The organism is Nocardia blacklockiae (assembly GCF_015477355.1).
GTDB lineage: Bacteria > Actinomycetota > Actinomycetes > Mycobacteriales > Mycobacteriaceae > Nocardia > Nocardia blacklockiae.
This window is the reverse complement of sequence record NZ_JADLRJ010000009.1, coordinates 274,020-286,561: the sequence shown is the minus strand read 5'-3', so window position 1 is coordinate 286,561 and position 12,542 is coordinate 274,020. Positions and strand designations below refer to the sequence as shown.

General features: G+C 70.0%; 12 protein-coding genes. 6 read left to right on the top strand and 6 right to left on the bottom strand.

The genetic code is table 11. The features are described 5' to 3' along the window. Position 1: 1 nt before the first annotated feature. Complete coding sequence (locus IU476_RS26035) at positions 2-1,051, bottom strand: MCE family protein (RefSeq protein ID WP_324194319.1); 1,050 nt, start codon at positions 1,049-1,051, stop codon at positions 2-4. Positions 1,052-1,249: 198 nt separating this feature from the next. Then, the gene (locus IU476_RS26030) at positions 1,250-2,323 is read right to left on the bottom strand and encodes a CHAP domain-containing protein (RefSeq protein WP_195104313.1); all 1,074 of its coding nucleotides are present in this window, start codon (positions 2,321-2,323) and stop codon (positions 1,250-1,252) included. A gap of 178 nt (positions 2,324-2,501) precedes the next feature. Here IU476_RS26030 and IU476_RS26025 point away from each other — a divergent pair, with 178 nt between their 5' ends. The 6 genes from IU476_RS26025 to IU476_RS26000 all read left to right on the top strand — a co-directional run bounded on the left by IU476_RS26025 (position 2,502) and on the right by IU476_RS26000 (position 8,351). Further along, entirely contained in the window at positions 2,502-3,425 is a 924-nt protein-coding gene (locus IU476_RS26025) for a BadF/BadG/BcrA/BcrD ATPase family protein (protein WP_195104311.1), read from the top strand. Between the two features lie 73 nt (positions 3,426-3,498). Next, the gene (locus tag IU476_RS26020; protein WP_195104309.1) at positions 3,499-5,100 is read left to right on the top strand and encodes a sodium:solute symporter; all 1,602 of its coding nucleotides are present in this window, start codon (positions 3,499-3,501) and stop codon (positions 5,098-5,100) included. Continuing rightward, positions 5,087-5,959 carry a MurR/RpiR family transcriptional regulator gene (locus tag IU476_RS26015; protein WP_195104307.1) on the top strand — a complete coding sequence of 291 codons (873 nt, stop codon included), beginning with the start codon at positions 5,087-5,089 and terminating at the stop codon, positions 5,957-5,959. The genes IU476_RS26020 and IU476_RS26015 overlap by 14 nt, the downstream gene beginning before the upstream one ends. Before the next feature lie 40 nt (positions 5,960-5,999). Continuing rightward, positions 6,000-6,899, top strand: coding sequence for an N-acetylmuramic acid 6-phosphate etherase (gene murQ, locus IU476_RS26010; protein WP_195104305.1), 900 nt, complete (start codon positions 6,000-6,002; stop codon positions 6,897-6,899). Between the two features lie 161 nt (positions 6,900-7,060). Next, positions 7,061-7,282, top strand: coding sequence for a hypothetical protein (locus tag IU476_RS26005; RefSeq protein WP_195104303.1), 222 nt, complete (start codon positions 7,061-7,063; stop codon positions 7,280-7,282). A gap of 25 nt (positions 7,283-7,307) precedes the next feature. After that, entirely contained in the window at positions 7,308-8,351 is a 1,044-nt protein-coding gene (locus IU476_RS26000; RefSeq protein WP_195104302.1) for a fused (3R)-hydroxyacyl-ACP dehydratase subunits HadA/HadB, read from the top strand. 1 nt (position 8,352) lies between these two features. Here IU476_RS26000 and IU476_RS25995 read toward each other — a convergent pair whose 3' ends face one another. The 4 genes from IU476_RS25995 to IU476_RS25980 form a co-directional block, all read right to left on the bottom strand. Next, complete coding sequence (locus IU476_RS25995; protein WP_195104301.1) at positions 8,353-9,558, bottom strand: hypothetical protein; 1,206 nt, start codon at positions 9,556-9,558, stop codon at positions 8,353-8,355. A 220-nt stretch (positions 9,559-9,778) separates the two neighbouring features. Then, positions 9,779-10,129: a hypothetical protein gene (locus IU476_RS25990; RefSeq protein ID WP_195104300.1), complete on the bottom strand. Its 351-nt coding sequence runs from the start codon at positions 10,127-10,129 to the stop codon at positions 9,779-9,781. A 134-nt stretch (positions 10,130-10,263) separates the two neighbouring features. Beyond that, a complete protein-coding gene (locus tag IU476_RS25985) occupies positions 10,264-10,665 on the bottom strand; it encodes a hypothetical protein (protein WP_195104299.1) in 402 nt (133 codons plus the stop codon). A gap of 105 nt (positions 10,666-10,770) precedes the next feature. Continuing rightward, complete coding sequence (locus IU476_RS25980) at positions 10,771-12,426, bottom strand: alkaline phosphatase D family protein (RefSeq protein ID WP_195104298.1); 1,656 nt, start codon at positions 12,424-12,426, stop codon at positions 10,771-10,773. Positions 12,427-12,542: the final 116 nt, after the last annotated feature.

Genomic DNA, 12,542 nt, shown 5'->3' with positions numbered 1-12,542 from the left:
GTCACGGGCGGCACACCGCCGAGTGCGAGCTGCCACCGATCAGCGGCAGCAGACCGCGCGGCAGCAGGATGTTGTACAGCGAGATGTCCAGGGTGCACAGGTAGGCGGACGCGTACGCGCCGTTCTGCGTGAACCGCCCCAGATCGGCCAGCAGCGCGGGCATGTCCACCGCCGCGCGGTCCAGCTTCGCGCCGTTGTCCAGCAGCAGGGTGAAGGCGTCGCGGACGGAGCGCTGGGCCGGCGCCAGCGTCGGCTGCACGTGCCCGACCGAGCGCACCAGCGCGTCGGACGCCCCCGCGATCTGTTCGGTCGACGCGAGCAGCGACTGCCCCTGCTCGTACAGCCCGCCGATGAGCGCGCGGGTCTGGGTCACCAGCGTCTCCAGCTCGTCGCCGCGCTTGGCCAGCCCCTGCATGACGCCGCCGAGGTTGGTGATGACATCGGCCAGGATCGCGTCCCGCCGCTGGAAGTCGGTGGCCACCGCGGCGGCCTGAGTGATGAACGCGCTCAATGACACCCGATCGCCCTGCAATGCCAGGATCAGCGTGTTCGACAGGTCGTTCACCTGGTCGGGCAGCAGGTTCTCGAAGATCGGCTGGAAGCCGCCCAGCAGGCCCGAGATGTCGAACGACGGCTCGGTGCGCTGCAACGGAATCTCGCCGCCGCCGGGCAGCGGCGAGCTGTCGGGCCGATTGCCCGGCGCCAGCGCCACATATCGCTGACCGATCAGATTCTGATACCGGACCAGGGCCTTGGTGTCGTTGTACAGGGTTTGATTGCGCTGCACCACGAAACGCACTCGGGCAACGTGCTTGCGCGTAACCGGATCCCGGGCCAGGCCGATGCCGGTCACCTTGCCGACCCGCACCCCGGCGATCCGCACGTCGTCGTTCACGCGCAGCCCGAGCACATCGCTGAAGGTGGCGGTGTAGCCGGTGGTGGGCCCACTGACGTTGCGCGAGAGGGTATTCCAGACGAGTGTGGTCACCAGCACCGCCACCAGCGCGAACGCGCCGAAGCCGAGCAGGGGCTTGCGCAGGCCTCGGCTCACGCGCGCACTTCCGATACCGACCCGGTCACGAGCACACCACGCTCCTCGAAGATCTGAAACGAACTCGATTCTCTGGCAATGACTCAGCTACCCGGGAGCAGGGTACCGGGCGGGCGCGGGACAGGGTCGATCACCACGCCGAATACGCCCGCGCCACGGCGAAATACCGCGGATCACACGCCGGGGACGGTCGGCTGGTTACGCCCCGGTGGTCGCCAGTTGCTTGGCCGGTGGATGGATGACACCCGCGAAATTCCCACCAGAGATGTTGTAGGTGTGCTGGCGCACGGCGTCGCCGGAGTTGCCCTCGATGGTGGTGATGGTGTTGCCGTCGCGGGCCACCACCACGCCGATGTGGTGCTGGCCGCCGAAGACGACCAGGTCACCGGGGCGCGCGGCGGACATGTTGCTGTCGGCCAGCCCCTGTTTGGCGGCATCGGACCACACGCTGGGCACGTAGTTCTTGTTGGTCCAGTCCACGTCGATGCCGGACTGCTTCCACACCCAGGTCGCGAAGGACGCGCACCACGCGTCGTTGATGTTGTAGGGCCGGTTCACGTGGTTGGTGCCCTGTTCGGTGACACCCAGCTCGTTCGCGGCGAATCCCTTGATCTTGTCGATGGTGCCGGCGTCGGCGGGCGGCACGTAGCTGGTGCCCGACCACGCCTGGGTGATCGGTGCGGTGGTGCCACCGTAGGCACGCGGGATCGGATTGCCGGGGGCCGAGTAGTCGATGTGGCGGGCATGCTGCTGAATGTCGGTCGAGGCCTGCTGCATCCGCTGTTCCACCTTGGCCGCGGCGGTGGCGCACGCGGTACACAGCGGACCCTCGACCGACCACGGCCAGAACTCGGCACCAGTGTCCTTGTTCACGCTGGCCGGGAACTTCTTCACCGAATCGTCTATGGTGCCCTGCAGATCCTTGACTGCGGCATCGATATCGGTGTAGGCATCGCCCGCCGCGGTGTACGCGCCGTAGGAGGAGCTGTCGACGCCCTCGTCGTTGGTCTCCATCTGGGTTTCGATGCCTTGCAGCGTGGTGACCATGTCGTTGTGGTTGGTCGTGGCGATCGACTCGTTCTGATCGTCGATCAAGCCCTTCTCGCGCAACAACTTCACGAACTGCGGTCCCTTGAAGGGAGTGCCCGCGCCCAGATTGTCGACATTGGCCTGAATCGCGGCGTGCGTCGCGTTCACGATGCCCCGCAAGGTGCCCGATGCGAAGGGCGGCAGGACGAACTCCGGGACGACCCGATAATGGTCGACAGTCATTGCGGCCCCCGGTTGCGAGGCGGACTCACGAACAGCGCCATCGGGAATCCTTCTGTGTTTCACCCGGACCGACGTGGTTCGAGTATCGGCCATTCCCAGAGTTGGGGATCACGAGTGAATTTGCGGACATACCGGACAGGACGTGACCGATCGACTGCCGATTGGCCATGATGCTGACATGACCACCGCCCTCCTCGCCGTCGACCTCGGCAAGTCCGGCTGCCGCGCGTCGCTGCGGACCGCCGACGGCGAGATCGCGCGCGCCGACGGACCGGGCGCTCCCGGCCTGGCGACCGCGGACGGCGTCGACGCCGCACTCCGCGCCATCGCGACCGTGCTGGGTCGAATCGACGGCGTAACAAGCCCTTTCGTGCTGTCGGTGGGCGCGGCCGGGGCGGCCGCCGCGCCGGACGCGCGCCTGCGGCTCGCGCGACACCTGGCCGAATTGCCCGGGGTGGCGGCGGTCGCGGTCACTTCCGACGCCGTCACCGCGCACGCCGGAGCGCTCGGCGGGGAGCCCGGCGTGGTGCTGGCCGCGGGCACCGGCGCGGTGGCCACCGCGATCGACGCGGCGGGCCGGTTCACCCGCGTCGACGGCTGGGGTCCGCTGCTCGGCGACGAGGGCAGCGGCGGGTGGATCGGCGTGCAGGGCCTGCGGGCCGCGCTGTGCTGCCACGACGGGCGCGGACCGGCCACCGCGCTGGCCGCGGCGGCCGCCGAACACTACGGTCCCCTCGACGCGCTGCCGAAGTTGTTCGGCGAACACGAGAATCCCGCCCTGCTCGCGGCACGGTTCGCGCCCGCGGTCGCCGCGGCCGCCGCCACCGACCAAGTGGCCGCAGGCATCATGACCGCGGCCGCCCACGCGCTGGCCCGCGCGGTCCGTGCCGCGATCGCCCGCGGCGGCGTGCCGGCACCGGTACCGTATGCGGTGACCGGTGGACTGATCGGACTCGGTACGGCACTGTGGACCCCACTGGACCACGCGCTCGGCACGGCCGTCGAACGCCGGCCCGCACGCGGCCATCCGATCGATGGCGCCGCGCTGCTGGGCGCCGACACGACGACGGCGCTGGAACCGTTGATCACACGGATTTCCTGAGAATCGTTGACAGATTAACTATTTCGTCTGACACTTAATTGCAGTCTGCCCGCTGCGCCACCGGGAGTTCGCGATGAACGCACTCAATGTCGCGGTCATCGTCGTGTATCTGGTGACCGTGGCATGGATCGGCGTGCGGCTGTCCGGAAAGCAGCGCTCCGCCGGCGACTATTTCGTCGGCGCGGGCCGAATGCCTTGGTGGACGGTGTGTTTCTCGGTGGTGGCCACCGAAACCAGTGTGCTGACGGTCATTTCGATTCCGGGCGGCGCGTACACCGATCAAGGATTCGGCAACGTCGAGCTGGCGTTCGGCTACATCATCGGCCGCACGGTCGTCGCGATCGCGTTGATACCGCTGTACAAGCGGGGCGGTTTCGTCAGCGCCTACCAGTACCTCGGGCAGCGGTTCGGGCGCTACCTGCAGGGCGTCGCGGCGGTGACGTTCGTGGTCACCCGGCTGCTCGCCGAGGGCGTGCGGCTGTTCGCCTCGGCCATCCCGATCAAGCTGCTGCTCGGCGAGTTCGGCCTCACCCTGGGCTACGACGTGATCATCGCGGTGCTCACGCTGCTCACCGTCGGCTACACCTACCTGGGCGGCATCAAGGCGGTGATCTGGACCGACGCGTTGCAGATGGGCCTGTATCTGCTCGGTGCGCTGATCGCGATCGCCGTGCTCACCGGACACGTCGGCGCGTCCGGGTACGCGCGGGCGTGGCACGACGGCAAGTTCCGCCTGTTCGACACCGACTTCGCCCCGGCCCACATCCTCACCAGCAGCTTCGCGCTGCCCACCGCGATCGTCGGCGGCGCGCTGTTCGCCATGGCCTCGCACGGCTCGGATCAGCTGATCGTGCAACGCATTCTGGCCACCCGCTCGGTGCGCGAGGGACAGCGGGCGATGATCGCCTCGGGGGTGTTCATCGCGGTGCAGTTCGCGGCCTTCTCGCTGGTGGGCGCGCTGCTGTGGGCGTACAACGACGGCGCGACGCCGAAGGAGCTGGGCCTGTCCAGCTCCGACGGGCTGTATCCGGACTTCATCCTGCACGGGCTGCCGGTGGTGATCTCGGGCCTGTTGGTCGCCGGAATCCTCGGCGCCGCCATGGGTTCGCTGTCGGCGGCGTTGAACTCCATGTCGAATTCGACGGTGGCCGACATCGTCCACAGCTTCTCCCGCCGCGAACTCTCCGACGCGGCGATGCTGCGGCTGGGCCGGGCCATGACGCTGGTGTGGGCGGTGCTGATGGCCGTGTTCGCCATGGGTTTCAGCGCCACCACCGGCAACGTGTACCTGACCGCGCTCGCCATCGCGGGCTACACCTACGGCGCGCTGCTGGGCGCCTTCCTGCTCGGCCGGCTGGTCCGCCGGGCCACCCAGGCGGACGCGATCGTCGCCTTCGTCGTCACGGTGCTCGTGATGACCTTCGTGGTCCGGGTCGTCCGGATCGACGTGACCGTCGCGGGCGCGGTGACCGAAAAGGCCGTCGCCGCACAGTGGCTGGTGCCGATCGGCGTCGCGGTCACCCTCCTGGTCGGCGGGCTCGGCAGCCGATTGCGTCCGGAACGGGTGTTCGTGCGATCGGCCCGTCCGTCCGGCGATATCGTCGCCTCGTGCCGATCGACCGCTGCCCCTCCCCCACCCCTCACGCTGGACGGAACTCGCGATGAACGACGGTGACGATGTGCGCACGCGCCTGCTGACGGCGCTCCCCCGGCTCACCCCGACCGCCCGCCGGGTGGCGCAGGTGATCCGCGACGATCCGGCGGGCACGGCGCAGCTGACCGTGAACCAGCTCGCCGAGCGGGCCGAGACCAGCACCTCGGCGGTGGTGCGGCTGGCCAAAACCCTTGGCTACGAGGGCTATCCGCAATTGCGCCTGGCGCTGGCGGCCACCGGCACCGAGGACCGCACGCCGGTGCTGGCCACCGACATCGACCCCGACGACACCCCGCCGAAGGTCCTGCACAAGCTGGCCGCCTTCGAGACCGAGGGACTGCTGGCCACCGCCGAGCGGGCCGACGCGGCGACGATGGCGGCGGTGTCCGAGGAACTGGCGCAGGCCCGCCGCATCCAGCTGATCGGCATCGGCGCCTCGGGACTGGTGGCGATGGATATGGCCCAGAAGCTCACCCGCATCGGAATGTGGTGCGGCGCCTGCACTTCCGAGGACGACGCGCTGGTGCAGGCCAGCCTGCTCGGGACCGGCGACGTCGCGATGGCGTTCTCGCACTCCGGCGAAACCCGCGGCGTGGTCGAGGCGGTGCGGCGGGCGGCCCGGGCCGGAGCGGCGACGGTCGCGGTGACCGCGGGAGCCGGTTCGGCGCTGGCGGCCACGGCGGCGCGCACCCTGCTCGCGGCCGGCCGCGAGGACGGCTTCCGGTCCGCGGCGATGGCGAGCCGGATGAGTCAGCTGCTCATCGTCGACGCGCTGTATGTCGGTGTGCTGCAACGCACCCCGGCCGCCGCGCAGGCGTTGCACCGCACCCACGACGCGGTCGCCGACCGCCGGATGCCCCGCCGGCCCAGGGAGGCGTAATGGGCGGGGTGGGCGCCTCGGTCGCGCGGCGGGAGGACTGATGGAGGAGATCGGGGCACTCGCCACCGAGACGTCGAATCCGCATTCCGCGGGGCTCGACTCGATGCCGGTCGACGCGTTGCTGCGGACCATGAACGCCGAGGACGCACAGGTGGCTTCCGCTGTGGCGGTGGCGATTCCGCAGATCACCCGGGCGGTCGAACGGATCGTCGCGGCGCGGGCGCACGGCGGACGGCTGATCTATGCGGGGGCGGGCACCAGCGGCCGGCTGGGGGTGCTGGACGCGGCCGAGTGCCCGCCCACCTTCGGCACCGAGCCCGGCGAGGTGCTCGGCATCATCGCGGGCGGGAAACGAGCCCTCACCGAGGCGGTGGAGGGCGCCGAGGACGACTTCGCCGGCGCGGAGCGCGATCTCGCGGCCATCGCGCTGACCGAACGCGACGTGGTGGTCGCCCTGGCCGCCAGCGGGCGCACCCCGTACGCGATCGGCGCCCTCGACTACGCCCGCGCGGCCGGCTCCGCGACGGTCGCGCTGTCGTGCAACCGCCCGGCGGAGCTGAGCGCGCACGCCGACATCCCCATCGAGATCGACACGGGCCCCGAGGTTCTCACCGGCTCCACCCGCCTCAAGGCGGGCACGGCGCAGAAGATGGTGTGCAACATGCTCTCCACCGCCGTGATGGTCTACTCCGGCAAGGTCTACGGCAACCTGATGGTCGACATGCACCCGTCGAACACCAAACTGGTGGACCGCGCCAAGCGGATCGTCGCCGAGGCCACGGGTGTCGACCCGCGGGCGGCCGCGGCGCTGCTCGACGCGGCCGGCGGCCACGCCAAGACCGCCATCGTCATGCAGCTGGCCGGGGTCGACGCCACCCGGGCGCGCCAGATGCTCACCGCCACCAACGGATTCGTGCGCCGGGCCGTCCGCGAGACCTGATCACCGGGTCGTTTGGGCCGCGTCACCGAGGCCCCCGGCGATCATGGTGAGCGGCAACAAATCAGCTGCGGCGTAATACTTTTCGCGTTCGTACGGATTACCTTCTCCGTTCGACGGGTCAGCGGCGCCCCGGATCCCAGCAACGCGAAGAGTGAGCCGACATGAGTACGCAGCCGTCGTGGCCCCAGGCAGTGCCCGACTCCCGTGCCGCAGCGAAGCGCAACCGGGTGGTCGTCGTTCAGATCCTGCTGGCGATCGGCGCGCTCGCGGTGGTGGCGGCGGGGTGCTACGCGCTGGTCGCGGGCGCGCTGCCGGAGGAGACAGCGACACCGGTGGTGGTGCCGCCCTCGCGGGTCGGCTGGACCAATGTGATGCCCCGCTAGCGCGGTGGCCGGCCGTAGGAGGACCATGGACACGCTGACCCGCACACCGGCCGATCAGGCTCGCCGGCTGGTCGGGCACCGATACCGGCTGACCGACCACTACGAGGTGGGTCGCGAGAAGATACGCGAGTTCGCGCGGGCCCTCCAGGACCCGCACCCGGCGTACCACAACGAATTGGGCGCCGCGGAACTGGGATTCGACGCGCTGATCGCCCCGCCGACCTTCGCGACGCTGCCGTGGATGCGGGTGCAGGAAGAGGTGTTCAGCACCCACCTGTACGACTACGACCTGGGTCAGGTGCTGCAGGCCGATCAGATGCTGGAGTTCGCCCGGCCGCTGACGGCCGGTGACGAGCTCACTGCGGACGTGTACTTCCAGTCCTTCCGCCAGGTGCGCGACCTCGACCTGCTCACCACCAAGAACGTCCTCACCGACCGGCACGGCGTGCCCGTGCAGGCCGGGACCACCACGCTCGTCGCACGCGCTGGTGGCGGCCGCTCCGACCTGGCCGACCTGGTGGACGGGATCATCATGAACGGCCTGGCCACCGCCGACCGGCGGGCACGCCACGCGCGGGACGCGGGTGCGCTGCTGCCGGTCTCCGGCGACGCGATCACCGTCACGCCGCGCGTCCGGCGGCCGCGAACCGCCTGCACCGCAGCCGATCTCGCACCCGGCGAGCAGCTCCCGACCCGGACCGTGCAGCTGACCCGCGGCGACCTCGCCAACTTCGCGGGCGTGAGCGGCGACGCCAACCCGATCCACTTCAGCGACGAGGTCGCCCGGGCCGCGGGACTGCCGTCGGTCGTCGCGCACGGCATGCTGACGATGGGGCTGGGCGCCGCCTACCTGACCGGATGGGCCGGTGACCCGGCGGCCCTGACCCGATACGGCGTGCGCTTCGCCGGCACCCTGCCCGTCTCGAACGGCACGCCCAGCTCGATCGAGTTCGGCGGCACGGTGAAGTCGGTGGACCCGGTGCAGCGGACCGCGACCATCGCGCTCACCGCGACGGGCAACGGGCGCAAGCTGTTCAGCCGCGCCACCGCGGTGATCGCGCTCCGCTGAACTACTCGTCCGGGTCGAAGCCGCCGTTCGCCCGCTGCTTGGCGGCGCGGGCACGGCGGCGTTCGGCCCGCAGTTCGGCGAGTTCCTGCTCCAGGGTGTCGGCAATGCGGAACTGGCCGGTGTCGTAGACGCTCAGCGGGTCGCCGTCGTCGGCGGCCTCGGCCGACTTCTTGGCCTTGGCCGCACCGTTCGAGCCGTTGGTCTCGCCCTTGGCCTCGTCGACCCGCCAGCTCTTGGCCGTGGTGGTGCTGGCCGTCTTCGCGGTCCAGATGTCGGGCTCCTCGACCGGGTCCAGGACGTCGCCGGTCTGGGCGTCGGCCGCCTTGCCCTCGCCCGCGCCCGGGAGCGCGGCCTGCGGCACCGGCGGGCGGGTGTCGGGCGCGGCCTGCCGGATGAAGCTCACGAAGGTGGGCAGCGTGCGCCGGATCTGCTCGGCCGGGTCGGGCAGCTCCCGAACCTGTTCGGTGGCACGGACGATGGCCTGGCCGTAGCGGTGGCTGGCGGCGTTGTGGATGAGCAGCGAGACGCCGATCATCACCGGCGCGACCGCGTGCACACCCACCTCGTACCACTGGCCGGAGCGCAGATACGGGTAGGTGTTGAGGATGACCGTCAGCGAGAGCAGGCCGAGTTCGGCCAGCGCGACCTGGCGGGCGCTGTCCAGGATGCCCCACTCGGCGACCTTGTTGGTGCCGATCATGATGATGATCAGACAGACGCTGATCATCCCTTCCAGCAGGTAGCTGAACCAGAACAGCGGGTCGGCCGCGCCGCCGGGCGCGATGTTGTGCTGCACGTTGACCGCGGACCAGAGCATGCCGGCGGCCACCACGGCCGCCAGACCGCGCTGCGACCAGGCTCGGTGTCGGTACAGCGAGGCGAGCTTGGCGTGCGGGCTGGACTCACGCCGCTGTGCGGCAATGGCCTTGCGGGCCATCAACAGATCTCGCATATCGGCCTTCGCGATCGCCTCTGAGGTCTGCCTGGCGCGGTCCGATGCGGACGCCGCCGCCTGTACGTTCTTCCAGCGCTGATCGCGTTCCTGCTCGCGGATCTTCTCGGCGAGTTCGCGTTCGGCTTGGAGTTCGTCCTCGGAGAGCGCATCGGTCAACGCGGGATCGAACTGGTACGCCAGGCGCCCGCGAGCCTTCTCGACACGCTTCGCCAGCTGCGCGACCTCGTCTCCTTGGGGACGTTCGAGGGTCAACGCGACCACCGCCCGGTGACAAACGATGGCCGACAAGTGATCACGTGTGGGAACGGCACACGACATTCTTAGTCGATCGACCGCCGTCCGCGAAACTGTAGATTTGCCGAATTCCCAACTTCATCGGCGTGCCGCGCGCGACACGCCGAGAGTCGTTGTCGGAGTGACCTTGTAGACCAGGACAATTCGTCGGTTTTGCGGCAAACGACGTTGGACTCTATCAGGCGGCGGCAGCCGTCGTCAGCATCCGACGCACGGCGTCACGGTCCGCCACGTCGACGACGACGCGGGTGAAATCCGGTCCGGAGAGATCGATTCGGAGCGCGCGGCCGTCGAACAGCGTATCCCAGAACTCCTTCCGGCCCTTACCCCGGAACGTGCCCGCGGCGATGACGCCCGGGAAGAAGGTGCCCGGGGTGCGCACCCAGGGCGGACGGCTGTCCACCGGGGCCGGGCCGACCGCCACGACGTCGGACAGGTCGAAGCTCAGCTGCTCGCGCAGCCCGAGGAAGCGATGTGCGCCGCGGACATGAATCGTCACAGTGGTTCCCGTGACCTCGATGTCGACCATCGTGCACCTGCCTCTCACCGGGATGAACTGGTCATCCACCAGCATGCGGATCGCGGCTGACCGGAGACTGAGGTCTTCCTATGAGTTTTCTCAGATTCCGGCGGTGGCGGGGTGCGCGGGCGGGGAACGCCCGGTCAGGAGTACGCGGAGGGGCGACGCCAGGCCGTGACGGGTTGCAGGTATCCGTTGCGGCTCAGCCACTGCACCGTCTCGGCGAGATCCTCCGCGGGCAGACCGGAGTCGCGCGCCAGCTCGTCGATGGTGCGCACCCCCTCGGCCTCGCGGATCTCGTGCAGCACGTACAGCTCGAATTCGGTGAGCTGGTGGTGCGAGGCGAGCATGTAGGTGGCGCCCACCGCGAGTTGCCATGCGGTGACGCCCACGATGTAGCGGTGCCGTTTCAGCCACGCCAAGGTGTCCTCGACCTCGTAGGCGGGTTCGTCCAGTAGGCGGGCCAACTCGTCTGCGGTGCGGGCAGCTCGGCTCTCGGACAGAACCTCGAGCGCATAGGCCTGGGCGGTGGTGAGTTCAGTCATTCCTCGATACCGGCGGGAGAGTGTCGTAACGTCGTAGCGATCGCAGACGATACATGCATTTCGGGTCTTTCACCGTTCGAGCGTATTTCCCACTGGTGAAGGCAACTAGCCGGGCGGGCGCGGACTGCGCTGTGCTACTCCGCTTTCGGCGGCATCGGCGGTCGCGCTCGGCGCGTGTTCCGCCACGACGGTGCCCGGAACGCCGTCCCGCACAACGCATCGCGCGCAGGTGGTGATCGGCGCGCCCGGGTGCCGCACGAAGGGCACGACCCGGAAGTCGCTGCGCCACAGTCCGTGATCGAGGTCGACGCGCACGTAGCCGCGCCGGCCGTTGAAGAACTTCAGGTCGGGGTTGGCCGCGAGCAGGGCGCGGCCGCGGTCGGTCAGGTCGGCGCCGTCGCCGTTGGTGGTGATCGAGGTGCCGGTGAATTCGGCGGCCACCACCGGTGATTCGGGGCGGGCGTAGTCGCGGCGCAGGTCGGCGGCGTAGTTCTCGTGCCGGTCGCCGGTGATCACCACGACATTGCGCACGCCGCGGTCGGCGGCCGCGCCCAGCACGGCGTTGCGGTCGGCGACGTAGCCGTCCCACGAGTCGGTGCCCACGGCGGTGGCCGGGCCCGGGTCGTAGTCGGACTGGGCCATCGCCACCTGGTTTCCGATGATCTGCCAGCGCGCCGGCGATGCGGCGAGGCCGTCGATCAGCCAGTCCCGTTGCCGCGCACCGAGGATGGTGCGGTCGGTGGCGAACCGCTCGGGGCAGTCGGTTGTCAGGCTGCCGTCGCCGCAGGCCTGGGCGGTCCGGTACTGGCGGGTGTCGAGCATGGTGATCTCGGCGAGATCGCCGAAGCGGTAGCGGCGGTGCAGGCGCATGGCGGGTCCGGACGGCAGCTGGGCCAGGCGCAGCGGCTGGTGCTCGTACATGGCCTGGAAGGCGGCCGCGCGGCGGCGGCGGAACAGCGCCGGGATCCGGTAGATGTCGAAGCCGAGGCCGGGCGAGTCTCCGGCCCAGTTGTTGTCGACCTCGTGGTCGTCCATGGTGACCAGCCAGGGGAACGCGGCGTGCGCGGCCCGCAGCGCGGGTTCGGCCTTGTTCTGTGCGTAGCGCAGGCGGTAACCCGTCAGGTCGACCGCCTCGGTGCGGAACAGGCGGTCCATCGTGGCCCCGGCGCGGGCCAGGACCCAGGCCCGCTCGTAGATGTAATCGCCCAGGTGCACAACGAGATCCAGGTCCTCGGCGCTCATGTGCTCGTAGGCGGTGAAGTGGCCGGAACTCCAGGACTGGCAGGAGGCGAACGCGAACCGCAGCCGGGCCGTGGGACTGCCGGGCGCCGGGGCGGTGCGGGTCCGGCCCACCGGCGAGAGCGCCGCGCCCGCGCGAAAGCGGTAGTAGTACCAGCGATCCGGTGCCAGGCCACGCACCTCCGGATGCACGCTGTGCGCGAACTCGCGCGTCGCGACCACCGCGCCGCGAGCGACCACCCGCCGGAAGTTCTCGTCGTCGGCGACCTCGTAATCGACGGTCACGGGAGCCAGCGCCATCCCTCCGAGCCCGTCGGGCGCGAGCGGATCGGGCGCCAGCCGCGTCCACAACACCACGCCGTCGGGCGCGGGATCACCGGAAGCCACCCCGAGCGAGAACGGATCGTCCCCGAGCCGCCGCGGCGCGGCGAACGGCCCGCTCGCCCCCGACGCCACCCCCGCGAGCAGCGCGGCCGACCCCGCGGTCCCGAATCTCAGCAGCTCCCGGCGCGACAGGGTCATATGCCAGCCTAACCCGACCGGAGCCGGGTCCTCCGATTCGTGACGGGCCTACGCAACCGCGCCGCAACGGAATTCGGGGGCCGGGGTGGGCTCGAAGGTGCTGTGGGGCAGAACTT